This window comes from Aquirufa sp. HETE-40SA (assembly GCF_054558635.1).
On sequence record NZ_JBPXKN010000001.1, the window covers coordinates 727,720 to 753,070 of the forward strand.

General features: G+C 42.2%; 21 protein-coding genes and 1 tRNA gene. 9 read left to right on the forward strand and 13 right to left on the reverse strand.

Annotated elements, in window-relative coordinates; all coding sequences use genetic code 11:
* Positions 1 to 7: 7 nt before the first annotated feature.
* Together ACRZ9O_RS03345 and ACRZ9O_RS03350 are read left to right on the forward strand one after the other, a co-directional pair.
* Entirely contained in the window at positions 8 to 1,201 is a 1,194-nt protein-coding gene (locus ACRZ9O_RS03345) for a DEAD/DEAH box helicase (protein WP_459456348.1), read from the forward strand.
* Positions 1,202 to 2,446: an alkaline phosphatase family protein gene (locus ACRZ9O_RS03350; protein WP_459456350.1), complete on the forward strand. Its 1,245-nt coding sequence runs from the start codon at positions 1,202 to 1,204 to the stop codon at positions 2,444 to 2,446.
* 3 nt (positions 2,447 to 2,449) lie between these two features.
* Here ACRZ9O_RS03350 and ACRZ9O_RS03355 read toward each other — a convergent pair whose 3' ends face one another.
* From ACRZ9O_RS03355 to rpoN, 7 genes are all read right to left on the reverse strand, one after another.
* Complete coding sequence (locus ACRZ9O_RS03355) at positions 2,450 to 3,322, reverse strand: bestrophin family protein (protein WP_459456352.1); 873 nt, start codon at positions 3,320 to 3,322, stop codon at positions 2,450 to 2,452.
* Positions 3,323 to 3,331: 9 nt separating this feature from the next.
* Entirely contained in the window at positions 3,332 to 4,543 is a 1,212-nt protein-coding gene (locus tag ACRZ9O_RS03360; RefSeq protein ID WP_459456354.1) for a PQQ-dependent sugar dehydrogenase, read from the reverse strand.
* Positions 4,544 to 4,621: 78 nt separating this feature from the next.
* Positions 4,622 to 4,695: transfer RNA gene (locus ACRZ9O_RS03365), tRNA-Arg, on the reverse strand.
* Positions 4,696 to 4,768: 73 nt separating this feature from the next.
* A complete protein-coding gene (locus ACRZ9O_RS03370) occupies positions 4,769 to 5,545 on the reverse strand; it encodes an enoyl-CoA hydratase/isomerase family protein (RefSeq protein WP_459456356.1) in 777 nt (258 codons plus the stop codon).
* Positions 5,546 to 5,548: 3 nt separating this feature from the next.
* Positions 5,549 to 5,842: a HigA family addiction module antitoxin gene (locus tag ACRZ9O_RS03375; RefSeq protein ID WP_459456358.1), complete on the reverse strand. Its 294-nt coding sequence runs from the start codon at positions 5,840 to 5,842 to the stop codon at positions 5,549 to 5,551.
* 1 nt (position 5,843) lies between these two features.
* Complete coding sequence (locus tag ACRZ9O_RS03380) at positions 5,844 to 6,119, reverse strand: type II toxin-antitoxin system RelE/ParE family toxin (RefSeq protein ID WP_459456360.1); 276 nt, start codon at positions 6,117 to 6,119, stop codon at positions 5,844 to 5,846.
* Between the two features lie 67 nt (positions 6,120 to 6,186).
* Complete coding sequence (gene rpoN, locus ACRZ9O_RS03385; RefSeq protein ID WP_459456362.1) at positions 6,187 to 7,614, reverse strand: RNA polymerase factor sigma-54; 1,428 nt, start codon at positions 7,612 to 7,614, stop codon at positions 6,187 to 6,189.
* 133 nt (positions 7,615 to 7,747) lie between these two features.
* On the opposite strand from rpoN, the gene asnS reads away from it, so the two are divergent.
* Genes asnS through ACRZ9O_RS03410 form a run of 5 tightly spaced genes read left to right on the forward strand, consistent with a single transcriptional unit; the run spans position 7,748 to position 12,880 of the window.
* Positions 7,748 to 9,178: an asparagine--tRNA ligase gene (gene asnS / locus ACRZ9O_RS03390; protein ID WP_459456364.1), complete on the forward strand. Its 1,431-nt coding sequence runs from the start codon at positions 7,748 to 7,750 to the stop codon at positions 9,176 to 9,178.
* Between the two features lies 1 nt (position 9,179).
* The gene (locus tag ACRZ9O_RS03395; protein ID WP_459456366.1) at positions 9,180 to 9,530 is read left to right on the forward strand and encodes a diacylglycerol kinase family protein; all 351 of its coding nucleotides are present in this window, start codon (positions 9,180 to 9,182) and stop codon (positions 9,528 to 9,530) included.
* Between the two features lie 12 nt (positions 9,531 to 9,542).
* Positions 9,543 to 10,208: a DUF4290 domain-containing protein gene (locus ACRZ9O_RS03400; protein ID WP_130896225.1), complete on the forward strand. Its 666-nt coding sequence runs from the start codon at positions 9,543 to 9,545 to the stop codon at positions 10,206 to 10,208.
* A gap of 6 nt (positions 10,209 to 10,214) precedes the next feature.
* Positions 10,215 to 11,522 (forward strand): UDP-N-acetylglucosamine 1-carboxyvinyltransferase, encoded by a 1,308-nt coding sequence (murA, locus tag ACRZ9O_RS03405; protein ID WP_130923522.1) that lies wholly within the window; start codon positions 10,215 to 10,217, stop codon positions 11,520 to 11,522.
* Positions 11,522 to 12,880 carry an MATE family efflux transporter gene (locus ACRZ9O_RS03410; RefSeq protein WP_459456370.1) on the forward strand — a complete coding sequence of 453 codons (1,359 nt, stop codon included), beginning with the start codon at positions 11,522 to 11,524 and terminating at the stop codon, positions 12,878 to 12,880. The genes murA and ACRZ9O_RS03410 overlap by 1 nt, the downstream gene beginning before the upstream one ends.
* 170 nt (positions 12,881 to 13,050) lie before the next feature.
* Here the strand turns inward: ACRZ9O_RS03410 and lpdA are convergent, their stop codons facing one another.
* The 4 genes from lpdA to ACRZ9O_RS03430 all read right to left on the reverse strand — a co-directional run bounded on the left by lpdA (position 13,051) and on the right by ACRZ9O_RS03430 (position 19,935).
* Positions 13,051 to 14,457: a dihydrolipoyl dehydrogenase gene (gene lpdA, locus ACRZ9O_RS03415; RefSeq protein ID WP_459457034.1), complete on the reverse strand. Its 1,407-nt coding sequence runs from the start codon at positions 14,455 to 14,457 to the stop codon at positions 13,051 to 13,053.
* A 46-nt stretch (positions 14,458 to 14,503) separates the two neighbouring features.
* Positions 14,504 to 16,048, reverse strand: a complete 1,545-nt coding sequence (gene odhB, locus ACRZ9O_RS03420) for a 2-oxoglutarate dehydrogenase complex dihydrolipoyllysine-residue succinyltransferase (protein ID WP_459456372.1) — start codon at positions 16,046 to 16,048, stop codon at positions 14,504 to 14,506.
* Between the two features lie 10 nt (positions 16,049 to 16,058).
* The gene (locus tag ACRZ9O_RS03425) at positions 16,059 to 18,788 is read right to left on the reverse strand and encodes a 2-oxoglutarate dehydrogenase E1 component (protein ID WP_459456374.1); all 2,730 of its coding nucleotides are present in this window, start codon (positions 18,786 to 18,788) and stop codon (positions 16,059 to 16,061) included.
* A gap of 253 nt (positions 18,789 to 19,041) precedes the next feature.
* Positions 19,042 to 19,935 carry a type IX secretion system membrane protein PorP/SprF gene (locus tag ACRZ9O_RS03430; RefSeq protein ID WP_459456376.1) on the reverse strand — a complete coding sequence of 298 codons (894 nt, stop codon included), beginning with the start codon at positions 19,933 to 19,935 and terminating at the stop codon, positions 19,042 to 19,044.
* An 87-nt stretch (positions 19,936 to 20,022) separates the two neighbouring features.
* On the opposite strand from ACRZ9O_RS03430, the gene htpG reads away from it, so the two are divergent.
* Positions 20,023 to 21,840, forward strand: coding sequence for a molecular chaperone HtpG (gene htpG, locus ACRZ9O_RS03435; RefSeq protein ID WP_459456378.1), 1,818 nt, complete (start codon positions 20,023 to 20,025; stop codon positions 21,838 to 21,840).
* 72 nt (positions 21,841 to 21,912) lie between these two features.
* Here the strand turns inward: htpG and ACRZ9O_RS03440 are convergent, their stop codons facing one another.
* Both ACRZ9O_RS03440 and ACRZ9O_RS03445 read right to left on the reverse strand, forming a co-directional pair.
* Positions 21,913 to 22,263, reverse strand: coding sequence for a T9SS type A sorting domain-containing protein (locus tag ACRZ9O_RS03440; RefSeq protein ID WP_459456380.1), 351 nt, complete (start codon positions 22,261 to 22,263; stop codon positions 21,913 to 21,915).
* Positions 22,264 to 22,314: 51 nt separating this feature from the next.
* Positions 22,315 to 23,796, reverse strand: a complete 1,482-nt coding sequence (locus tag ACRZ9O_RS03445) for an OstA-like protein (RefSeq protein ID WP_459456382.1) — start codon at positions 23,794 to 23,796, stop codon at positions 22,315 to 22,317.
* 110 nt (positions 23,797 to 23,906) lie between these two features.
* Between ACRZ9O_RS03445 and tilS the strand changes: the two genes are divergently transcribed.
* Positions 23,907 to 25,241, forward strand: coding sequence for a tRNA lysidine(34) synthetase TilS (gene tilS, locus ACRZ9O_RS03450; RefSeq protein ID WP_459456384.1), 1,335 nt, complete (start codon positions 23,907 to 23,909; stop codon positions 25,239 to 25,241).
* Positions 25,242 to 25,351 lie beyond the last annotated feature (110 nt).

The window sequence follows — 25,351 nt, forward strand, 5'->3', positions numbered from 1 at the left end:
TAGTTCCATGGGATATAAAACCGCTACGCCGGTTCAATCCCAAGTTATACAACCCATATTAGCGGGCCGCGACATTTTAGCCTCAGCCCAGACAGGAACTGGTAAAACGGCAGCCTTTCTTTTACCCATCATCCATAAATTAATCACAGAACCTCATCCGGAGGATCACATCAATGCCCTGATTATCGTTCCAACCCGTGAACTAGCGATTCAAATCGCCGGAAATATGGAAGGATTAGGCTATTTCGCTAATGTAAGTTCGATTGCCATATATGGTGGAGGGGATGGAAATTCCTTTACCACTGAGAAAACAGCGTTAACGAGCGGTGTAGATATCGTAGTTTGCACTCCAGGTCGCATGATTGCCCATTTAAATATGGGATATGTGAACTTAAAGCACTGTAGTTATTTAGTATTGGACGAGGCGGATCGCATGCTCGATATGGGATTTTCGGATGATTTGATGAAGATTATTTCATTCTTACCTGAGAAGCGTCAGAACTTGTTGTTCTCGGCGACATTTGCGCCTAAGATGAAGACTTTGGCCCAAAAACTATTAGATAATCCGGTTGAAATCAATATCGCCGTTTCGAAACCCCCAGAGCAAATTGTTCAGGAGGCTTTTGTAGTGTATGAAAAACAGAAAAGTCCGCTCGTAAAGCACCTATTAAAGTTGCAAGATTATACCCGCGTGATTGTTTTCTGTTCTAAAAAACAAAACGTCAAATCCCTCACCTCGGATTTAAAGCGTGCTCGTTTCTCGGTGGAGGAGATTCACTCTGATTTAGAGCAAGAAGTACGTGAACAAGTTTTACAAGATTTTAGAAATAAGAAAACGAAGATTTTAGTAGCTACCGATATCTTAAGTCGGGGTATTGACATCGACGAGATCGAATTAGTGATCAATTACGATGTGCCTAATGACGGCGAGGATTATATCCACCGCATCGGTCGTACAGCGCGGGCGCAGACAAAAGGAACGGCATATACCTTTATTACAGAATCTGAGCAACGTAAGTTTAAGACCATTGAGGATCTCTTAGAGAAAGAGGTAACAAAAGCGGCCGTTCCGGAGGAATTTGGAGAGACGCCGGAATATAATCCGGCTGCTCAAAAGAGCTCATTTGGAGGATATAAAGGTAAGTCTGGCGGTAAGCCGGGTGGTGGCAAGTCTGGTGGTAAATTTTGGAAAAAGAAATAAATGAGAATATTGACTTTTTTGTTGATAATTAGCTTCACCAGCTGGGCTCAAGATACCGCCCAACATATCATAGCGGGTAGATCGAATGCGAAGATTCAACAAGAAAAGCCCTATGTTATCCTTATTTCAGCCGATGGATTCCGTTCCGACTTTTCCCATAAATACGGAGCTAAATTCCTTCAATCAAAAGAGTCAACAGGTGTAAAGGCAAACTACATGCAGGCCTCCTACCCCACCTTGACTTTCCCTAATCACTATTCCATCGTTACCGGGTTGTATCCTGCGCACCATGGTTTGGTGGATAACACCTACTTAGACGTGAATTCAGGTCAAGAATACCGAATGGCCAACAAGAAAATGGTGGCTGAGGGAAAATGGTATGGGGGGACGCCACTTTGGGTGTTAGCGGAGAAACAGCAGATGATGGCAGCTAGCTTCTACTGGGTAGCATCAGAAGCGAATATTCAAGATACTTATCCCTCTTATTATTATGTTTATAACGAAGTTATTGACATCAAAACACGTATTGCGCAGGTCAAAAATTGGCTTTCGCTGCCGGCAGAAAAAAGGCCTCATTTAATTACCTTTTATTTTCCCGAGGTAGATCATGATGCACATGAATATGGCCCAGAAGATCCACGCGTTAAGAACTCTGTGCAATTTGTGGATCAAGCGATAGCAGATTTAGAGGCAGCGGTAGCCCCTTTAGGGTTGCCCATCAACTTCGTTTTTGTCTCTGATCACGGAATGAAGGAGGTGGATAATGTAAATACGATTGGCAAACCTGCTGCCTTGAATACATCTGCGTTTCAAGTGCCTTGGGGCGATGCTTTGTTGCACGTTTATACCAAAGATCCTTCAAAAATTGATTCTACCTACCAGGAATTGAAGAAAGATACCCGATTTACAACGTTTCTGCTGGACGAGACGCCTGCACATTGGCATTACCGCAAATCAGATGATCGCTTTAATCGTTTAGGAGATCTTTTATTAGTGCCAAAACTCCCTCAAGTATTTAACCTTTCCACTCGCAAAACCTCTAAAGGCAAACACGGTTTTGATCCCGCATTGCCAGAAATGCGTGCTAGTTTCCAGGCATGGGGGCCTTCCATTAAATCTGGTCTTATAGTAGACGGATTCGAAAATGTGAATGTCTATCCTTTTGTGGCCAAAATCCTCGGATTAAACTACGATCCCAAGGCTATTGATGGGCATAGTAGTGTGCTTCAGAAAGCTTTGAAATAACGTTTAATTCGACACAAATATTTCGTCCACGTGCTTTTTGATATTGGCCGCAATTTTCTCCGTAGGTAAATCATTTGCGTCGTTACCAAAAGGATCCTCAATTTCCTCCGCGATTAATTCCAGACTAGCTAATACGTAAAAAATAAAAACTACCACAGGAATCACATAGTAGCTCAGAATAAAGGTGTAGCTAAATGGCAAAGTCATCACATAGAAGAAGATAAATTTCTTAATGAAAGCACTATAGGAATAAGGAATAGGCGTATTTTTGATACGCTCACACGCACCGCATACGTCTGTAAAAGATTGTAATTCGGAATTGATATAGAGCAGTTGATGTCCTGAGATTTTTCCCGATTTATATAATTCATCCGTCTTTTTAAAGAGCATTTTCGCCACCTGATTTGGTTTATGTTTCGCGTGGTCAATATCTAAATCAAGGCCTTCGAAAAGGACTAAACCTGCTTCATCATCAGCTAAATATTTTTGAAGAATGTGAGAATATAAAGGAATCACTTTTTGGAAAAAGTGACGATCTATTTCATTTTCTAAGATGACTGCTATTTTTAAGGCTAAATTTCTACTATTGTTCACTAAAGTACCCCACAATTTTCGCCCTTCCCACCAACGATCATAGGCCGTATTAGTCCGATAGGCTAGTAATAAAGAGATAACAAATCCTAACATACTGTGCATCACAGAAATGTTTTTGACTAAACTGTCTTCTCCAAGATGAAAAACCTCTTCTTCTAAAAAGCAAACCAAACCTGAATACACCCCAATTAAAACCATCAAAGGCAATAATTTTCGAAACGTATCCGATTGATGAAAACGAAAAATAAAGGTTATCCAGTCTTTCGTATTGTATTTAACCATTTAAAATACTTATTTCTTAAAACTTATCTTCCAAATACTTCCATTCAAATCATCACATACAAACAAAGAGCCATCAGGTCCTTGAGCTAAACCACAAGGACGGTGTTCAATGGGCCCAGTCGGTTTTGCTAAATCCTGGCCCGAAAAATTATCTGCAAAGATCTCCCATGGCCCAGACGGTTTTCCATTCTTGAATGGAACGAAGGCAACAAAATAACCCTTCTTTAATTCTGCTGATTGACCATGAAATGCGACAAATGCCCCATTTTTGTAGCGGGCTGGAAAGCTATTTCCGGTGTAAAATAAGATATCATTAGGTCCCATGTGAGCTGGAAAAGCCACTACAGGATTTAAGGCATTTTCTCCACCCGTCTTCTTCCCATCTCCTCCATACTCGGGAGCGACTATTTTCTTCTTTTGGATATGGTCGTAATAGATATATGGCCATCCTGCATCATCTCCCACCTTTTTGAATTCATACATCGCTTCAGAAGGAAGCTCTTGGCTTTGTTTTGGAGTATAATATTGTGGATAAAAATCATGGAATTGACCACGTCCGTGGGCCATTGCAAACAAGGACTTCGTAGAATTATTCCAAACAATTCCAACTGCATTCTTTAAACCGGTCGCAAAACGCGTTCCATCCGCAAAACCTTGATTCAATTTAGCTGCATCAAAACGCCAAACACCACCCGCAGAATCTAAAATCGCACAAGGACTCATCCCTTTTCCAGTCCCGGGCTCTCTGCACGAATCATTCCATGATCCGATGGTCACATACATATGCTTACGATCCTGATCAAACGTAAAAGACTTCGCATTATCCCGACCATGATCTGGCAATCCATCCACAATCGTTTCGAATTTAGTCCAATCCGCTACCTCGCCCTTTTCATTTAATCGATAGCGAAATACTCCTTTATTAGAAGAAGCATAAAAGTAATCATCATGTATTGCTATCCCTGTCCCTGTATAATTCCCTAAGAGGGCTTGTTCTTCATACACTCCATCTTTATCCTTGTCTTTCAACATGATAATTCCTTTACCCTCTTTCAATTTGGATAATTTGGCATATACATCGCCCTGCTTCGAAACAGCTAAATGACGCGTAGCACCCAGATCTTTACCAATTTCATCGACTTTAAAACCGGTAGGTACTTTAATTTCTTGAGCAAAAAGTAGAGAGGGTGCTAGAAAGCACAGGCATAGGATTTTCTTCATAGTATTTAAATAGGTTGCTTAAAGATAGAAGAAAAAACAAAAAAGACCTGCACTTTCGTACAGGTCTTTTCATTTATGTGGTCGCGTAGGGATTCGAACCCCAAACCTTCTCATCCGTAGTGAGATGCTCTATCCAGTTGAGCTACGCAACCATTGCCCTTTCGGGATTGCAAAGGTAGAATTTCTTTGGCAAAATGAAAAACTATCCTCTAAAATTTTCAAAAATTATTTCCCTTTGAATTGAGGAGCTCTTTTCTGGATAAAAGCAGTCACACCTTCCGCGAAGTCTTCGCTGTGCCCGAGGATTGTTTGCTCCTCTGCCTCAGAGGCTAGTGTCGCTACTAAATCCTGATTATAAGCCCTTTGCAAGCTACGCTTCATTAACGAGATTGCTAAAGTAGCTTTCTTTGAGAAGGTAACCGCCGTTTCTTGTACCTTAGCCTCCCATTCAGCCCCTGAAACGACTTCAGCCACTAAACCTATCTCTTTCGCCTCTTTTGCCCCCACCTTCCTACCGGTAGTTGCTAAATCAAATGCACGGTGATACCCAACTGACTGCATTAAAAAGGCGGTTGAACCCGCGTCCATGGCTAAACCTATTTGGACAAATAATTCAGAAAAATATGCATCCTCGTGCGCAAGGATATAATCACAGGCTAAGGCTAAACTACAGCCTGCACCAGCCGCTACCCCATTAATAGCTCCAATAACGGGTTTGTTTAAACCACGCAAGGCAGTAATCATCGGGTTGTAGGTAGAACACAACACATTTCCCAGATTAGGGTCACTCACTCCGGACTTCAAGTCTGCTCCCGAACAAAAGGCTTTACCCTCTCCCGTGATCACTAAAACACGCACCTCGTCGTTGATCTGTGCCGCTTCGGCTACTACCCTGATTTCATGAATTAATCCGGCGTTCAAGGCATTATATACCTCAGGACGATGTAAAGTCAGCGTCCAGATGGGACCGTTGCGGTGGAGCTTTAAGTAGTTGAAAGTCATAGCTTATGCAAATTCATATTTACGAATTAAATCAAATTCATTTTTCTTTAATCTTAATTCCTCTTCAATATCAAAATCATCCTGCAAACCCATCCAGAATTTCACAGAATTACCAAAAAACAAAGACAAACGCAAGGCTGTGTCTGCCGTCACACGGCGGCGACCTCTTAAAATTTCTGAAATACGTGTTTGAGGTATATTAATTTCTTTCGCTAAACGATATGCAGAAATACCCATAGGAACTAGAAATTCCTCTAATAAAACCTCTCCAGGGTGTATGTTTTTCAAGTTTTCCATATCAATGATAATCTACAATTTCTACTTCTTCTGCTGAGTTATTTATCCATTTGAAAATAATTCGCCACTGATCGTTTATGCGAATACTATAAAATTCTGAACCAGTGAGTTTTTCCAATCTATTTGCAGGTGGAATTCGCAAGTCATTTATATTCTCTGAGGCTTGAATCATACGTAATTTTCTACGCGCAATCTCTTGAATTTCAAATGGTAAGCGTTTTGACCTCTCTCCATTCCAAATTATTAAAGTTTCTTTAGAACCGAAGGACTTGATCATAATGACGCATTGCGTTACTAACTCCAAAGGTAAGTAAATTACATTGAATTCCTAATCAAGAAACTGATTATAAATGTTTCCTTAACCTCGCCACCGGAATCCCCAGCTGATCGCGGTATTTAGCGACGGTTCTGCGCTTCACGACAAAGCCGCGCTCGAGTAATAATTGCTCTAAATCCTCATCTGAATGCGGTTCTGAGCTAGGTTCTTGCTCGATAATCTCGCGCAAGATGTTCTTCACTTCACGGGTAGAGAAATCCTCTCCAGATTCGTGGGTGATACCTTCGGAGAAGAAGTATTTTAGAGGATAAATACCAAAATCGGCCTGAACTGACTTCGCCGAAACCACTCGAGATACGGTGGAAATATCCATTTCGATCATGGCAGCGATTTCCTTCATCTTTAATGGCTTTAATACCGCTTCATCTCCCGTTAAAAAGAAATCATATTGCTTTGTCACAATACTTTCCATGGTTTTCATCAAGGTTCCTTGGCGTTGCTGAATGGCTGAAATGAACCAAGAAGCGGAATCTAATTTGTGTTTGATAAACGTAACGGCTTCTTTGATATCCTTTTGCTGCTTGTCGCCTTTGTCGTAGGTCTGCAACATTTCTTGGAAAGCACGGGAAACCCGAAGCTCAGGGGCGTTTTTTCCGTTGATTTTGATCTCAATCTTGCCGTTTTGATTCGTGATGATGAAATCCGGTTGTAAATACGGGGCGATGGGAGCGTCATCTCCCCCACCTGGTTTGGGATTCAAATGGGTGATGACTTGCATCGCCTTTTTGAGCTCTTCTTCTGTGATGGCAAGTTTAGTCAATAAAATGCTAAAGTGCTTTTTGGAGAACTCCTCAAAAAAATCATCCACTAAACGTATAGCGATTAGATGAGCTGGTGCGTCTGACTCTTTTCGGTGCATTTGCAAGGAAAGACATTCTTGCAAGGAACGAGCGGCGATACCGGCCGGATCTAAGGACTGTACTTTGAACAATACTTGCTCCACTTCATCGTAATCCGTTTCAAAGCCTTGGGTGAAGGCAAGATCGTTCACGATGCTTTCAATATTACGACGCAAATAGCCGTCCTCTTCTAAGGAACCGATGATTTGCTGGGCGAGAATTTCTTCGCGCTCGGTACGAACGACGTAACGGATTTGGTTCAATAAATATTCTTGGGTGCTTGATTCGGTGGCCAAAGGGCGTTCGCGCGTCTCCTCATTGGGATCATAGGAATCTCCGGCCATCTTGTAGCCAGCATATTCATCTTGCAGATAATCCCCCACTTCCATCTCCTCACGCTCCAGGTCATCTAAGGTTTCGCGGGGTTCTTGCTCCTCATTATGATCTAAGCCTTCCTCTAAAGCAGGATTATCCTCTAATTCCTCCTCAATCCTAGCCGCTAATTCTGCGGTAGGTATCTGCAACAACTTGATATACTGTATCTGTTGTGGCGAGAGGTTCTGTTGTTGATTCTGTTTTAAGGATAATCCCTGCATTGTCTAAATAATCTACACCAAAGATAAGCCGATTTTTAATTACAAATAAATAAAATAAATCGGTTTTTTATCCGTATTTTTGAGGGTTATTGCCTCTATTGAGGCCTTTTTATTAATAATGCCCGAGTCATTTATGCAAATCAAAGAAATACTAGGTTTAACACCCACGCAGCAAAGCATCGTCGTGAAAGGATGGGTTCGTACGAAAAGAGTTTCCTCTTCTGTCGCGTTTATTGCGATCAATGATGGTTCGACCATCCACAATATTCAAGCGGTGGTATCCGAGGGAACTGTTTCAGAAGAAACGTTGAAATTAGTGACTACGGGATCTTGTATCGCCGTTACGGGTAAATTAATTGCTTCACAAGGACAAGGCCAAAACGTAGAAGTGGAAGTGGTTTCCATCGAGGTGTACGGAACAGCGGACCCGGAGAAATACCCATTACAGCCTAAGAAACACTCTTTAGAGTTCTTGCGCGAGATTGCGCACTTACGTCCCCGGACGAACACATTCTCTGCGATATTGCGTATTCGCCATGCTTTGGCCTATGCGATTCACACCTATTTCAATAACAACGGTTTCTTCTACTTACATACTCCCATCATTACGGGATCGGATGCAGAGGGAGCTGGCGAGATGTTCCGCGTGACGACTTTGGACCCTATCAATCCTCCGTTAACGGAAGAGGGCAAAGTGGACTACAAGGAAGATTTCTTTGGGAAAGAGACCAATTTAACGGTTTCAGGACAATTAGAGGGAGAATTAGGAGCGATGGCTTTGTCCAAAGTGTATACGTTCGGACCTACTTTCCGTGCGGAAAATTCGAACACCACCCGCCACTTAGCGGAGTTCTGGATGATCGAGCCAGAGGTTGCATTTAATGAATTAGTAGACAACATGGATTTAGCGGAAGACTTCACTAAATTCTGTATCAAATACGCCTTAGATCACTGCGCAGATGATATTGCATTCTTAGAAAAGCGCTTAATCGAAGAGGAAAAGAACAAAAAGAAAGAAGAGCAATCGGAATTAAGCTTGTCAGAGAAATTACGTTTCGTGACAGAAAACGAATTCGAACGCTTGACCTATACAGAAGCGATCGACATCTTATTGAATTCGAAAGCGCACAAGAATGGTAAATTCGTTTATCCAGTTGAATGGGGAATCGACCTTCAATCAGAGCACGAGCGTTATTTAGTAGAGAAACACTTCAAAAAACCGGTTATCTTAACGAACTACCCGAAAGACATCAAAGCGTTCTATATGAAACTAGATGAGGACGGAAAAACGGTTCGTGCGATGGACGTTTTATTCCCAGGCATTGGAGAAATCATCGGTGGATCGCAGCGTGAAGATGATTATGCGAAATTATTGCAACGTACGAAAGAGGTGGGAATCGAAGAAGAATCCATCTGGTGGTATTTAGAAACGCGTCAATTCGGATCTGCACCACACGCTGGATTTGGCCTTGGATTCGAGCGCTTAGTGCTGTTTGTGACGGGTATGAGCAATATCCGTGACGTGATTCCTTTCCCTCGTACCCCTAAAACGGCTGAATTCTAAGATGTTTGGTTTAAAGCACGCGATCAATGGACTAGTGGAACTCATCAAAAATGAGCGCAATGCGCGTTTTCATTTGGTGAGCACGGCTGTCGTGATTTATGTGGGCTGGAAAGTCGGGTTTGAGGCGTCAGAATGGTTATGGATTTCCTTAGCGGTGGCCGGCGTTTGGGTGGCTGAATTGCTGAATACCTCTTTAGAGCGTATCACAGATCTGGTTTCGCCGGAGAAAAGTGAATTAGCGAAGAAGGCCAAAGATTATGCCGCGGGAGCGGTTTTAGTGATGGCTATTTGGGCGATTATCGTCTTCTTACTCGTCGCAGTACCGCGCATTATACTGAATTTAATGCTTTAAGAGCACAGAAATATGAAAGAATACGGATCAAGTGTTCAAAAATTAGTGAATTATATTTTGACTATTGCCGATGAAGAGCAACGGACAAAATACGCGTTTTTGATGGTAGAGGTGATGAAACAAATTCACCCGAATATGAAGGATAATACCCAAGACTACACAAAAAAATTGTGGGATGATTTGTACATCATGTCGAATTTTGAATTGAATGTTCAGGGCCCCTTCCCTTCTCCATCTCCGGAATCACTAGGTAAAGCACCGCGTAAAGTGGCGTACAACCAGCACAACTTGCGTTTCAAGCATTATGGCCGCAACGTCGAGTTATTAATTCTTCGTGCCATCGCTGAAGAAAAAGTAGAAGACAAGAAAATATTAGTAGCGTACATCGCCCGCTTGATGAAAGGTTTTTACGTAACCTGGAACAAGGAATCGGTGGACGATGCGGTGATTTGGCAAAACATTAAAGAGATGTCAGAAAACCTATTAGGCACTATCGTGGATGAGCTTTCGCAAGAGGGATTAGGACACGCTAAGGTGGCAAATAACGCTAGAAACGCGTATAACGCACCGGAATATCCGAATAGCAACAACAATAACCGGAACAATAACTACCGGAAGAATAACTTCAGAAGCAACAATAACAACAACCGAAATAACAATTTCCGTAAAAATAAGTAATCATTTATGGCATCATTTAAAGTAACCGGTGGCCGCCGTTTAAAAGGAGAAATTACTCCTCAAGGAGCAAAAAACGAAGCATTACAGATCTTGTGTGCCGTGGTTTTAACAGCAGAGCCTGTAACCATCCACAATATCCCGAACATTCGCGACGTCAATCAATTAATTGATTTATTAGGCGATATGGGCGTGAGCATGCGTCGTTTATCGGAATCCAGCATTGAATTCGATGCCTCACAAGTCAACATTGATTACTTAGATTCAGATACCTACAAGAAGAAAGCGGCTGCGCTTCGTGGCTCAGTTATGCTTCTTGGACCTACGTTAGCCCGCTTCAAAAAAGGACGTATTCCTTCCCCAGGTGGAGACAAAATCGGCCGCAGAAGATTGGATACCCACTTCTTTGGCTTTATGAAATTAGGTGCTAAGTTCAACTATAGCCCAGAAGATGGCGGAATCTACGAAGTAGATGCGTCACAATTACAAGGTGCGTACATGTTATTAGACGAAGCGTCTGTAACAGGTACAGCAAACATTTTGATGGCTGCCGTTTTAGCCAAAGGAAAAACAACCATCTATAACGCCGCTTGCGAACCTTATTTGCAACAATTGAGCAAGATGTTGAACCGCATGGGAGCGAAAATCTCCGGTATCGGATCTAACATGTTGATCATCGAAGGTGTAGATGTATTACATGGTACAGAGCACACGATGCTTCCAGATATGATTGAGATCGGTTCATTCATCGGCTTAGCCGTGATGACACAATCAGAAATCACGATCAAAAACTGCCAAATCCCTGAATTAGGCATCATTCCTGAGGTTTTCAAAAAACTAGGAATCAAAATGGAATTCCGTGGCGATGATATTTTCATCCCATCTCAAGAACATTACGAATTAGAAAACTTCATCGATGGGTCGATGTTAACGATCTCTGACCACCCGTGGCCAGGTTTCACACCCGATTTATTATCGATCATTTTAGTGACAGCGATTCAGGCCAAAGGAACGGTCTTAATCCACCAAAAAATGTTCGAATCCCGTCTATTCTTCGTTGACCGTTTGATCGAAATGGGTGCCCAAATCATCCTTTGCGATCCACACCGCGCAACGGTTGTTGGATTCGACCGCAAGCAAACATTAAAAGGAATCCGCATGTCGTCACCAGACATCCGTGCGGGTGTTTCCCTTTTAATCGCAGCGATGTCAGCGAACGGAACTTCGATCATCGATAACATCGAACAAATCGATCGCGGTTACCAAAACATTGATACACGCCTAAATGCCATCGGTGCAGAAATCGTCCGTATCTAATGTCCCTTTTTCCTAAAATCAAACAGACCGTCCAATTGGCCTTACCTATCGTGGTAGGCGAATTGGGCGTGATGCTAATGGGCCTTGCGGATACGATTCAAGTAGGCCAAATGTCCACCGGTGCCGCCGAAAGCCTCGGTGCTTCTGGTATGGCGCAGTCTATATTTTTTACAATTGCGGTTATAGGAATCATTTGCATACAAATTGTATCCCCCATGGTTTCTAAAGCCGTGGCTGAGGGTGACAAAACGGAATGTGGAAATCTATTGCGCGCAAACCTGCGAGTAGCTACCTTTTTAGGCCTAATCACCATCCTGATCACGTACATCGTTAGTTTAAACTACGACTTATTTGGACAGACAGAGGCAAACAAAGCCTTAACATTACCCTTCTTAAGTTTAATATCGGTATCCGTTTTACCTATATTCTGGTTCATCGCCCTGAAAAGCTTCATGGATGGATTGCAACGGACTACTGTAGGGATGACAATTACCATCATCGCATTGGCTTTAAATGTATTTGGTAACCATATTTTGATCAATGGTTTGTGGGGTTTTCCAGCCTTGGGTTTATTCGGATCTGGCATTTCCACCTTACTGTCCCGTTTATTCATGGCGGGAACACTCGCTATTTATGTATTTACAAGAGAGGAGTTCAAGCCTTATCTGCGTAAAGGACATGTACATGTGGTCAAGAATGTCTTAGAAAAAAATATTCTTCGCATCGGAATACCTTCTGGAATGCAAGGTTTCTTTGAGATTGCGACTTTTGGTATGGCCGTTGTTATGATGGGTTGGATTTCTGTTACCGCTCAAGCAGCTCATATTGTGGCTATTAATATGGCTTCCATTACATATATGATGGCTACTGGGATCGCAGTGGCAGGTGGAATTAATGTGGGAACAGCCATTGGCGAACGAAACCGTGCTGGAATCATAGAGTCTGGCAAAGCAGCATTAATCCTTTCCCTCTTATTTATGGGTGCCTGTGCCCTATTGTTTTTCTTCGGCCGCGAATACCTGGTCCGGGGTTATACACAAGAATTACCGGTAATTACTATCGCAGTTACGTTGGTCGTTTGGGGCGCGATATTCCAGCTTTTTGATGGCATTCAAGCCGTTTCACTCGGCTTATTACGTGGACTTCAGGATTACAAAATCCCTACCGCCATTACCGTTATATCCTATTGGGGAGTCGGAATTCCACTTTGCTACTATATCGGTATTTATGAAAAAGTAGGTGCCGTGGGCATCTGGGTAGGATTAACTGCTAGTTTAGTTTGTTCTTCTGCCCTGCTATCATGGCGCTTTTATGCGAGGGCGAAGAAAGTTAATTTTGAGGAGTTGGATATCGAATAAGGATTATTTAAAAGCATAAAGCACAAAGAATAAAGCATAAAGTACGTGAAAAGAGGGCTCGAAATTCGACCCCTTTTTTAGTATAGTGAAATGCAAATTTGCATCCCCTAAATTCATCGCCAAAGGCGATTCCAACTTTATTATTTGTGCTTTATGCTCTATTCTTTGAATTAAGAATGAATCGACCTCTTCGCCGTAGCCGCTAAACAAGCCTCTTTCATCGCCTCCGTATACGTTGGGTGCGCGTGAGACATGCGAGCTACATCTTCAGCTGAAGCACGGTATTCCATCGCAACAACTGCTTCCGCAATCATATCAGCTGCACGAGCACCGATGATGTGAACACCTAAAATCTCATCTGTTGTTGCATCAGCTAACACCTTACATACGCCATCCACATCACCCGATGCAATCGCGCGACCTAAGGCTTTGAATGGGAATGAACCTTCTTTGTAAGCGATGCCAGCTGCTTTTAATTCTTGTTCTGTCTTTCCCACAGCAGCCACTTCTGGCCAAGTATAAACAACACCTGGAATTAAATTGTAGTTGATGTGTGGTTTTTGACCTGCAATTACTTCCGCAACAAAGGTTCCTTCTTCCTCCGCTTTGTGCGCTAACATCGCACCACGAACTACGTCACCAATCGCATAAATGCCTGGAACCGAAGTTTGAAGCGTGTGCTCATCTACTGCCACACGACCACGTTCATCAGCCGTCAAACCAGCCGCAGCTAAGTTTAAACCATCTGTATACGGACGACGACCGATACATACTAGGCAATAGTCACCTTTGATTTCGACTTCGTTTCCAGCGGAATCTTGCGCTTTCACCGTTACTTCTTTGCCTTTAACAGCCGCAGAAGTCACTTTGTGTGAAAGGTAGAAATCGGCGCCCATTTTGGCAATCGACTTCTGTAATTCTTTTCCCATTGTCTTGTCCATCGTCGGAATCATGCTATCCGCAAATTCAACGAAAGAAACTTTAGCACCTAAACGCGCATAAACCGAACCTAATTCAGCACCAATTACTCCGGCACCGATCACAATTAAGTGTTTCGGAACTTCTTTCATCTTTAGGGCCTCCGTCGATGTAATGATACGCTCCTTATCCACGGGGATAAAAGGTAAGATCGTCGGCTTAGAACCGGTTGCAATGATAATATTTTTAGCAGAGATTACTTCAGAAGAACCATCTTCTTTCGTCACTTTCACCGTTTTAGCGGAATCAAATGAACCCAAACCATAGAAAGTGGTGATCTTATTTTTCTTCATCAAATACGAGATACCTGCATTCAAATTCGAAACCACACCTGCTTTACGCTTGATCATTTGGCCCATATTCACCTTCGGCTTCGCGATATCGATTCCATGCTCTTCGAAGCTATGAACGGCATTGTAATAATGCTCAGACGAGTCCAAAAGCGCTTTGGAAGGAATACATCCCACATTTAAACAAGTTCCACCCATCACGGCATATTTCTCAATGATGGCTACTTTGAAACCTAATTGAGCCGAACGGATCGCCGAAACGTATCCTCCTGGGCCAGAACCAATAACTACTACATCAAAATCTTGCATATAGGCGATTGAAAGCGAATAGGCCCCTAAAGGCCTATCCAATTGATTAAATATCTAATAATAAACGAGCTGGGTCCTCTAAAAGTTGCTTTAAGCGAACTAAGAAGCTTACCGACTCACGACCATCGATAATACGGTGATCGTAGGATAAGGCTAAGTACATGATAGGACGGATGACGATTTGACCATCTACCACCACTGGACGCTCTACGATATTGTGCATACCTAGGATCGCCACTTGTGGTGCGTTGATAATCGGAGTCGATAACATCGAACCAAATACCCCCCCATTCGTAATGGTGAATGTACCGCCACTCATTTCCTCTAAGCTCAATTTGTTCTCACGTGCCTTACCTGCTAAACGAACCACTTCTGATTCGATTCCCGCTAGAGACAAGTTTTCCGCAGAACGAATCACAGGAACTACTAAGCCTTTCGGCGCAGATACTGCAATGGAAATATCACAATAATCGTGGAATACGATTTCGTCTCCATCGATTTTTGCATTCACAGAAGGGTACTCCTTTAGAGCCACGCAAACTGCTTTCGTGAAGAACGACATAAAGCCTAAGCCTACACCGTGTTTCTCCTTGAATTTATCTTTGTATTTACCGCGAAGATCCATCACTGGTTTCATATCGACTTCGTTAAACGTCGTCAACATCGCTGTTTCATTCTTCACTGCTACTAAACGACGAGCCACTGTCTTACGCAATGAGCTCATTTTTTCGCGACGTGTACGATCTGATGTCGCTGCTGCCGGAGCAGAAGCGGCTGGAGCCGATGCCGAAGCTGGTTTAACTGCAGCAACCGCATCCTCTTTTGTGATGCGACCACCTACGCCTGAACCTGCTACCGAAGCAGCGGAGATTCCTTTTTCATCTAATATTTTTGCTGCTGCTGGAGATGGGTGACCCGCTGCATAAGTCGCATCCCCAGAAGAAGCTGGAGCTGCTGGAGCAGATGGCGCTGCTGCTGGGGCAGGAGCTGCCGCAGCTATTGAACCTCCTACGGTGATTCTTGCCAAAATTCCTCCAATCGGAACTACCGTTCCTGATTCCGCTACGATTTCTAATACACCCGCTGATTCAGCTGGCAATTCGAACGTCGCTTTATCTGATTCTAATTCGCAAAGTACTTCGTCTAAAGAAACGCTATCCCCTGTTTTCTTATTCCAAACAGAAACTGTCACTTCCGTGATCGACTCCCCTACTGCAGGAACTTTTACTTCTAAAACAGACGTAGGACCCGCCGAAGGTGCAGGGGCTGGTGCTGGAGTCGCTGCCGCAGCAACGGCTGCCGCAGCAACGGCTGCCGCTGGTGCCGCATCTGCCACTTTCACTGAAGCCGTTGCTCCACCTGCCTCAATCGTACAGATGATAGCGCCGATCGGAAGAACATCGCCTTCTTTCGCCACAATATGCAACACACCTTCCGCCTCTGCAGGCAATTCAAAGGTCGCTTTGTCCGATTCTAATTCGCACAAAACCTCGTCTAATTTCACGTGATCGCCTTCCTTTTTGTTCCAAGTAGCAACGGTCACTTCCGTAATCGACTCGCCCACAGCGGGCACTTTCATTTCTATAGCCATAATAATTCTATTATTCGAATGCTTTGTTAATTAGGTTTGCTTGCTCTACGCCGTGAACTTTCAAGAATCCAGTCGCAGGAGAAGCTGATTTTTTACGCGCTACTAAACCTTTGAATTTAGACCAGCCAAATTCACGGATCACAAACGACCAATAGCCCATGTTTTCCGGTTCTTCTTGCACGAAATATACGTCAGCGCCTTTGTATTTGGCTAATTCTGCATCTACTTGATTCGTAGGGAATGGGTGTAATTGTTCCAAACGTACAATCGCCACATCCTTGCGCTTATCTTTTTCTTGACGATCCAATAGATCGAAGTATACTTTACCTGAGCAAAGTAATACCTTCTTCACTTTGGCCTTATCAGCATAGCTATCACCGATCACCTCTTGGAATTTACCTTTGGTAAACTCTTCCATAGGCGAAACCACTTTCGGGTGACGGAAAATCGACTTAGGCGACATCACCACTAATGGCTTGCGGAAATCCCAAGTTAATTGACGACGTAAAGCGTGGAAAATATTCGCTGGCGTCGTTAAGTTCGCCACGATCATGTTGTTTTCGGCAGCTAACTGCAAGAAACGCTCTGGACGCGCATTCGAGTGCTCTGGACCTTGTCCCTCATAACCGTGCGGCAATAACATCACCAAACCATTCTGGGTACCCCACTTCGATTCGTGAGATGAAACGAATTGGTCAATCATGGTTTGAGCGCCATTGGCGAAGTCACCAAACTGTGCTTCCCAAATAACTAAGGCATCTGGATTCGCTAAGGCATAACCAAATTCAAAACCTAATACGCCGTACTCAGAAAGTAAGGAGTTATAAATCTGCGCTTGCTCTTGACCCTCTTTAATGTGGTTTAACGAATTGTAGTTCTCATTCGTGTTCGCATCGTGTAATACGACGTGACGGTGAGAGAACGTACCACGCTGCACATCTTGACCGGATAAACGAACTGGTTTGCCTTCTAAAAGAAGTGAACCATAGGCTAATAATTCAGCCGTAGCCCAGTTTAATTGGCCTTTTTCGAAGTAGCCTTTGCGATCTGCGATTACTTTTTCGATTTGCTTTAAGGCAGTAAAACCTTTAGGCAATGAAGTCAAGGCTTTCGCTACTGAATCAATCACCTCTTTCGAGATCGCCGTTTTAGGAGACGAATCGAAATCCGTTTCGTTTGAGAAACGAAGCGCTGACCAGCGATTATCTAATTTCAAGGGAACATAGGGTGGGCTTACTTTTTGCTTCACCATATCTAAACGAGCCTGTAATTCAGCTTTGAAAGCGGAATCCATTTCTTCGGCTAATTTAGCCTCGATCTCGCCATTCTTGATTAATTGTTGTGTGTAAACCTCGCGTGGGTTTGGGTGATTCGTGATGTTCGCATACAACGTAGGCTGCGTAAAACGAGGCTCATCTGATTCGTTGTGGCCATTACGACGGTAACAAACCATATCCACAAATACATCGCGATTAAATTCTTGACGGAATTCTGCCGCCATACGAGACACAAATACCACCGCTTCTGGATCATCTCCATTCACGTGGAATACTGGCGCATCGATGATTTTAGCCACATCTGTGCAATAAATCGCCGAACGAGCATCTTCAAAGTCAGTCGTAAAACCTACCTGGTTATTGATCACAAAGTGGATCGTTCCACCTGTGCAATATCCATTTAATTTAGCCATCTGAGTTACCTCATATACGATACCTTGACCGGCAACCGCCGCATCTCCGTGAATTAAAATAGGTAATACTTTATCGTAATCTCCGTTATAATGCGCATCTGCACTCGCACGACAGAAACCCTCTACTAAAGGATTTACCGCTTCTAAGTGCGATGGATTAGGAGCTAATTTCAATGAAATCTCGCTTCCTTTTGGAGAAATATGCTTGCTTGAATAACCTAAGTGGTATTTCACATCACCATCACCATGAATCTCATGTGGTACATTTCCTTCGAAACCATCAAAGATTGCTTCGTAAGATTTGTGCATGATGTTTGCCAAAACGTTCAAACGACCTCTGTGCGCCATCCCGATCATCGCCTCCTTCACACCCGCATCAGCTGCCACATTGATAATCGCATCTAAACCGGCGATAGTGGATTCACCACCTTCAAGGCCGAAACGCTTTTGGCCTAAATATTTTGTTCCTAAGAAGTTCTCAAAAACAACCGCCTCATTCATCTTCTGAAGAATGTGCTTTTTCTCCTCAAAAGTAGGCTTGAAAGAAAGGGCTTCCTTCTCGATTTTATTACGTAACCACTCTTTTTGCTGTACGTCGCGGATATAAGAATATTCGAAACCAACAGAACCAGCATAGATTTTATGTAAAGCTGCTTGAATCGTGCGCAAAGTCACTGCACCTAAACCCATGAAAGATCCCGCTTGGAATACGGTATCTAAATCCGCATCAGACAACGAATAATCAGCCAAATCTAGACGTGGCTTACGATCCTTGCGCTCACGCACCGGGTTAGTTTTAGCTAATAAGTGGCCTCTTGAACGGAATGCCTTAATCAATGAGATAACCGCCATTTCTTTCTGAACGTGGCTTGAATCTGCTGAAACAGCGCCCGAAGGAGCTCCCTCGCCTAACCAGGTTTGAGAAAAGTCGAAACCTTTGAAGAAATCTCTCCAAGAGCTATCTACCGAATTGGGATCTTGTTTGTACGCCTCATACAAGTCAGCTATAACTTGCGTGTCGGCATTGGCTACGTAGGAAAATGGATCCATAAGTTAATTTTCTAGGCTTTAGGCCAAAGAAATGTTTCAATGTTTTGGTTTAGTATTAATTCTAACATCTTATTAAACGCTAAAATCTACGCAATTTACTATTTGCTCAGCAAAATAACCCTAATTTCTACCGGGTTTTTTAGCTATAAGAGCACAAATTTCTGAGGATTTGTAGCTAGTAGAAAAGAGTCATTAAAATTCTTTAATAATTTCAATTTTTTCCCCTAAAATCACCAATAATAACCGTACTCTTTTAAGGTCTAAATAGACCTAACTTACCCAGTCCAAAATCCAGGTTGTAACTTAGAAAAATTTGATGAAAACCAGAGGCTTCGCTCGTGGTGGAACTACCTAAAGTGGTCACGTTTTTGCCCAGAAAATCATACGAGTAGCCTACCTTAAAATTGATTCCTAAAGGTACTTCGATTGATCCCAAAAGTGCTGGATCACCGAACTCTGAACCGGTCTGTTGGTACCATAATCCGAAACCAACTTTTTCTTGAAACCAAAACACCGCATTCATGTCAATTTTAGTTTCTTGATCCTCTCGAATGACGGTTCCTAATTTTAAATTATGCAAATCAGCGACTGGAAAATAATAAGAAGCCTGCAAATAAAGTGGCGAATCTCCCAGTCCATCCAAACGAATAGTTGGTTTCGAAATACCAAGAGTCAGCGCCTCCTTTCGATAAGCAATTCCTACCCCCACGTTGGCGAGCATTTCACTAGAACCTGATTTCCCTAAAATGGGGTATTGATTAATTCCAGAATTAGCCCCCACACTTAATTGATGACCCCGACCCCAATTCCAATGCTTTGAAATAACAGCAGCTAAACCTAAATTCGATGATATCATGCCGGAAGAAGTAGCGAAGGATTGATCCGTATTGAATCCCAAAAATCCCAATCCCCAGCTTCCCTTTTGCAATGGCATATCGATGCTCATAAATTGCTGTGACGAAGTAGCTCCACCTATTGTTTGAAATAGTGGCTTTCTGCGAAAAACACCTTTCGCAGAAAAAATCTTCTGCACCCCCGCATCCGCTGGATTAATAGCTAACGGGAGAAATGGATAGGCCATTCGCAAAGATTCCTGCTGGGCATGAACTGCGAATGAAAGGAATAAAAGAAAGGCAAGTTTTCTCATAAAAACTGACAATGTGACACCTCCTGCCGACTTGGAATTAAAATTGCAAAAGGTAGTCCAAATTTAGGATTATTAATTTTAATAAATATGAAAGAAACAGGTAACATCTCCATTCACACCGAGAACATTTTTCCCATTATCAAGAAATTTCTCTATTCGGATCACGAGATTTTCCTTCGTGAGCTAGTTTCGAACGCCGTAGATGCCTCCCAAAAAATTAAGCGCTTAAGTTCCATTGGCGAATTTAATGGCGAATTGGGAGAATTGAAGGTTAAAGTAAGTTTTGATAAAGACAAAAAGACCATCACGATTTCTGACAACGGTATCGGTATGACCGCGGAAGAAATCAAGAAGTATATTAACCAAATCGCCTTCTCTGGGGCGACCGAATTCGTAGAGAAATACAAGGACCAAGGAGATGACAAAGGAATTATCGGACATTTTGGTCTGGGTTTCTATTCTGCCTTCATGGTGGCGAAAGAGGTCGAGATCATCTCAAAATCGTATCAAGAGGGTTCTGAAGCCGCTACTTGGAAGTGCGACGGTTCTACCGAATACACGATCGGATCAGCCAAAAAGAAGACGCGTGGAACGGATATCATCTTGCACATCGCAGAAGATTCAGAAGAGTTTTTAGAGGAGTTCAAATTAAAGTCGATCTTAGAGAAATACGGTAAGTTCTTGCCGATTGAGATTGAGTTTGGTGATAAGGTCATCAACAACCCGAACCCGATTTGGACTAAATCCCCATCTGATTTAACAGACGAAGATTACTTGAAATTCTACGAGGAATTATATCCTTTCCAAGAGAAGCCTTTGTTCTGGATTCACTTAAATGTGGACTATCCGTTTAATTTGACGGGTATTTTATATTTCCCAAAAGTAAAGAACGAGATGCAGTTGCAACGCGAAAAAATCTCCCTTTACAGCCGCCAAGTATTCATCACCGATGAGGTCAAAGACATCGTTCCTGAATTCTTGATGTTATTGCACGGGGTTATCGATTCACCAGATATTCCATTGAACGTTTCTCGTTCGTTCTTGCAAGCAGATTCAAATGTGAAGAAAATAAACTCTTACATTACGAAGAAAGTAGCTGATAAGTTAGCTGAATTATTCAAATCAGATCGTCCTGCTTTCGAAGAGAAGTTCGCGAACATCGGTTTATTCATCAAGTACGGAATGATCTCGGATGAGAAATTCTTAGAGAAAGCAAAAGATTTTTGTCTAGTTCAAGATACGAATAACAAATATTTCACGTTAGACGAATACAGTGAAGAGGTGCAAGCTGCCCAAACAGACAAGGACGGAAACAAGGTTTACTTGTATACCACCGACGTCGAGCAACAAGATGCCTTTATTCAATCCGCCCAAAACAAAGGTTATTCAGTCATTAAATTGGATACCCTGATCGACAGCCACTTCATTAACACGATGGAGTCTAAATTAGAAAAGACGCAATGGAAGCGTGTGGATGCTGATGCGGTCGACAAATTAATTGATACCGGGATTACACTAGAAGCCATTTTATCGGATACGCAAAAAGAAAGCGTAAAGAAAGTCTTCGAAGAAACCCTAAATGACAAACAAAAAGTAGTAGCCGTAGAGGCGATGTCACCCGATGAATTACCTGCGATCGTCACTCAAAATGAGTTTATGCGCAGAATGAGTGACATGTCGAAGACCGGCGGTGGCGGTATGGGAATGTTTGGAGCTATGCCAAACACCTATAACATCACTATCAATGCGAACCACCCGTTGATTAGTAAACTAGCTGATTTGAAAGACGAAAGCGAACAAAAAGCGCTAGCGAAACAAATCTCTGACCTAGCTTTACTATCGCAAAATCTATTGACGGGGGCTGACTTAACAGCTTTTATTAAAAGAACGGTGGGAGGTTTTTAGTGGCAAGTGATTAAATAAAAAAAGAGCTGCTTGTTTCATACAGGCAGCTCTTTTTTTTTGCAAAAAACTATTTTATTGCTTTCGGACCATCAACTTCTTCGTGGCGACCGGTTTACCATCAACGAGCAGCTGATACATATAAAGTCCACTATTTAATTCTCGTAAAGAAATTTTAACCGAGCGTTCCACTTTATCTAGGTCAATTTCTTTCACCACCAGCCCTAACACATTATAGATCACAATTTTAACCTCCTGGTTATTTCCAGAAAATTGATAATCAACTAGGGCAAAATCAACGGCGGGATTAGGGTAAAGATGGGATACGTAAATGCGATCCCCTTGAAATAAATAAGGGTCATTTTTAAATCCAAACAAGGTAGCTAGGACTAAAATTAAAGTGATATATCGCAATACTATTTTCATTCTTAAATCGTTAAGACGAAATTAGTACAATTTTAGCATGCGCTATCCTTTTTAAGGTATTTTAACAAGATCTTGATATTCAACACGTCTCAAGATTGTTTGGAGATATGGCTTTTCTGTAATTCGCCAGCGAAAACCATCTAATTGTTGGAGATCCTCTTTCCACTCTTTGGGAGGAACAAACTTAGCCTCGGGCTTTGTAATAAAAGCAATTCTTTTAACTGTATTATCTTCAAAAAACAAATTCATCCGACTACATTCCACCCGATTTAATCCAGTAGTAGCCTTTTTATCGTCGATAACATAATAGATACTCTCTCCATTCCCTTCTACATTGACACGATTCAATTTAGAGTCTCCCTTAAAATGCACCCAAATCTTTCGGCCTTTAATCTGATTAAATTGATTTAAAGAATCGATCGAAATCACAAATGACTTACCGCGCAAACGCATTTCCTTTAACTTTTGATTTCCCATAAACAAGGAAATTGAATCCGCTTGGGATTGTGAATCTTGAGTCCAAAGGATAGGCTTTTGATAAAAATGAATGATCGAGTCCTGCACATTATAACCTAACGAATCACACTTACCAGAAAGATCGGACTTATATATAAGTACATTTTTGTAAGCATATAACTTTCGAATGGAATCCTTTTTAATATTGACTGAAACCAATGTGTCTGCTGTTAAATACAAGGTATCCTTTTCCATAATATTTTGCATCCAAGCATGACCATAGACCCTAGTGACTCCAGTTTTCCCGGCATAACGCCCATTATCTCCCTTTAAAATCACCTTTTCTTTTTGACTCAGAAATTCAACCTTTCCTTTTGCCACCCCAATTTGCGTAGGTGAATCATAAAATAAGGTGTCTGCCGTCAAAATATATTCATCTGTTTTGGCAGTTGAACGACCCGTGAAATTCGAAACTTTCGAAATGGTATTATAAAAACCACGACTGGTGAGTACTGTATCTTTCTTGGTTACAATCTCCGTGGGTGCGATAAAATAAGCTTCTTTAGAGGCTGTATTGTACTTTAAAGAATCAGCTTTTACCACTCCTCCATCCTTATCGAGCACCTTCACTTTTTCCTTAAATAAGAAATTTTTAGTGACCGTGTTATAAAATCCTTCTCGACTTGTCAAAGTAGATTTCTTGTCAATAATCTTAGCTCCAGAATGATAAATCGCCATTTTGGAATTCAAATCGTAGTCTAATTTTGGCGTATTTAATAGGATGGTATGGTCGTCTAATTTCACTCGGCCACTAATATAAGCCTGACGCAAATTCCCATTGTATAAGGCGGTATCACCCGTAATGGTCACCGTATCTGCTTGAATAATTCGCACATGACCATAGGCTTCCACATTATTTGTAGTAGAATTTAAGACTGCCTGATCACAAGAAAGAGTAGTTGTTCCTTGCTGCAGTAATACACGACCAATCAAGGTTTTGCGCATAATTAATTCCTGCTGCATTCCATTCAAGCTATCCGCCCGAATAACTTGCAATAATTGGCCCTGAGCTTGCATAAATAGAGGCAAACTCAGCAAAAAAACCAGGAAAATCCAACCTTTGTAACGCATCTTGAAATTGAATCGCTAATTTCGTAGCTCCATTGAACTCGCAATTTACCATATTTATGCTGGAAGATTTTAACCATTTTGTCACAAAAGAGAATTTATTCCAACCTGATCAGAAAATATTAATCGCCGTGAGTGGCGGAATCGACTCGATCGTGCTAAGTAAGCTCTTTTCTTTGGCCAAATTTAAATTTGGAATTGCTCATGTTAACTTCAGTCTTCGGGGTGAAGAGTCTTTGGCTGACGAGCTTTTTGTAAAGAAGTTTGCCAAAACGCTCAAAGTTCCCTACCACACCATCTGCTTCGACACGAACGCATTTGCGGCACAAGAAAAGATCTCCACCCAAATGGCCGCGCGCATATTGCGCTATCAATGGTTTGAAGAAATTCGAGTGAAAGATGGGTACGATTATATTGCAACCGGTCACCACCAATTAGACAGCGCGGAAACGATGCTCATTAACCTAGTCCGTGGAACCGGTATCGCAGGTTTCCATGGAATTCCTATTAAATCAGGAAATCTAATTCGTCCTCTATCCTTTGCTAGCCAAGAAACTATTTTTGACTTTGTCGTTGCGAATAAACTAGCCTGGCGTGAAGATTCCTCTAATGAGTCGACAAAATACCAACGCAACTTCATTCGCCACGAAATTATGCCCAAGTTCCAAGAACTAAATGCAATTTTCGAACAAACCTTAGCATCCACCAGCTCAAAAATCAAGGGAATTGAAGCCTGGATGCAGGCAGAGTTACAAGCCTTTGTAAGCGAGTTCTGTACTAGTGATTCCGCAGGAAATACAACGATAAAAATACCGCCTGCTTCACCTAAAATCACCGTTTTACTAACCGAGCTCTTGCTCCACTACCATTTCAATTCGACGTCCATCGAAGCTATCTTACAAGCAGAAAAAGTAGGAGCCATTTTTGAATCCCCTAGCCACACCCTGAACATAGACCGTGGTCAATGGATAGCATCATTGAAAAGTCAAGCAGACTATAAACCCATCGTTATTTCAGAGGAAGACGAAATTATTCAATTAGGGAATCAAGAGCTTCACCTATTTATCGAAGAACGAACCCCAGACTGGAAAGCAATTACAGATCCGAATGTGGCCTGCCTCGATGCAGACACACTAGATTTTCCTTTAGAAATCAGAAAAGTACAGGATGGAGATTGGTTTTGCCCTTTAGGGATGAACCAAAAGAAGTTAATCTCTGATTTTCTGACGGACAAAAAAGTACCTTTGGCGATCAAAAAGAACACTCAAATCCTATTAAGTAAAGGCTCCGTAGCCTGGATTATTGGACAAAGAATTGATAACCGGAATAAGGTGACGGATAAGACGGAGTTGGTGGCGGTGTTTGAGTTGAAATCCTCACCGGAAAAGAATTAAGCTGAGGCATTTTAAATAACAATTTGAAAATTGTGCTACGCAATAATTTTCTGAATTGCTTTTTAAAATACTCTCAGCCAAATAAAATTTCAGGCTCAGGGATTTCAATC

Coding starts and splice junctions, on each gene's coding strand:
- lpdA (WP_459457034.1), bottom strand. CDS start 14,457: ATGCAAGATTTTGATGTAGTAGTTATTGGTTCTGGCCCAGGAGGATAC.
- rpoN (WP_459456362.1), bottom strand. CDS start 7,614: ATGCAGGGATTATCCTTAAAACAGAATCAACAACAGAACCTCTCGCCA.
- ACRZ9O_RS03445 (WP_459456382.1), bottom strand. CDS start 23,796: ATGCAAGCTCAGGGCCAATTATTGCAAGTTATTCGGGCGGATAGCTTG.
- ACRZ9O_RS03355 (WP_459456352.1), bottom strand. CDS start 3,322: ATGGTTAAATACAATACGAAAGACTGGATAACCTTTATTTTTCGTTTT.
- ACRZ9O_RS03360 (WP_459456354.1), bottom strand. CDS start 4,543: ATGAAGAAAATCCTATGCCTGTGCTTTCTAGCACCCTCTCTACTTTTT.
- htpG (WP_459456378.1), top strand. CDS start 20,023: ATGAAAGAAACAGGTAACATCTCCATTCACACCGAGAACATTTTTCCC.
- odhB (WP_459456372.1), bottom strand. CDS start 16,048: ATGGCTATAGAAATGAAAGTGCCCGCTGTGGGCGAGTCGATTACGGAA.
- ACRZ9O_RS03430 (WP_459456376.1), bottom strand. CDS start 19,935: ATGAGAAAACTTGCCTTTCTTTTATTCCTTTCATTCGCAGTTCATGCC.
- ACRZ9O_RS03370 (WP_459456356.1), bottom strand. CDS start 5,545: ATGACTTTCAACTACTTAAAGCTCCACCGCAACGGTCCCATCTGGACG.
- asnS (WP_459456364.1), top strand. CDS start 7,748: ATGCAAATCAAAGAAATACTAGGTTTAACACCCACGCAGCAAAGCATC.
- ACRZ9O_RS03410 (WP_459456370.1), top strand. CDS start 11,522: ATGTCCCTTTTTCCTAAAATCAAACAGACCGTCCAATTGGCCTTACCT.
- ACRZ9O_RS03400 (WP_130896225.1), top strand. CDS start 9,543: ATGAAAGAATACGGATCAAGTGTTCAAAAATTAGTGAATTATATTTTG.
- ACRZ9O_RS03380 (WP_459456360.1), bottom strand. CDS start 6,119: ATGATCAAGTCCTTCGGTTCTAAAGAAACTTTAATAATTTGGAATGGA.
- ACRZ9O_RS03375 (WP_459456358.1), bottom strand. CDS start 5,842: ATGGAAAACTTGAAAAACATACACCCTGGAGAGGTTTTATTAGAGGAA.
- ACRZ9O_RS03440 (WP_459456380.1), bottom strand. CDS start 22,263: ATGAAAATAGTATTGCGATATATCACTTTAATTTTAGTCCTAGCTACC.
- ACRZ9O_RS03425 (WP_459456374.1), bottom strand. CDS start 18,788: ATGGATCCATTTTCCTACGTAGCCAATGCCGACACGCAAGTTATAGCT.
- ACRZ9O_RS03350 (WP_459456350.1), top strand. CDS start 1,202: ATGAGAATATTGACTTTTTTGTTGATAATTAGCTTCACCAGCTGGGCT.
- ACRZ9O_RS03345 (WP_459456348.1), top strand. CDS start 8: ATGGGATATAAAACCGCTACGCCGGTTCAATCCCAAGTTATACAACCC.
- ACRZ9O_RS03395 (WP_459456366.1), top strand. CDS start 9,180: ATGTTTGGTTTAAAGCACGCGATCAATGGACTAGTGGAACTCATCAAA.
- tilS (WP_459456384.1), top strand. CDS start 23,907: ATGCTGGAAGATTTTAACCATTTTGTCACAAAAGAGAATTTATTCCAA.
- murA (WP_130923522.1), top strand. CDS start 10,215: ATGGCATCATTTAAAGTAACCGGTGGCCGCCGTTTAAAAGGAGAAATT.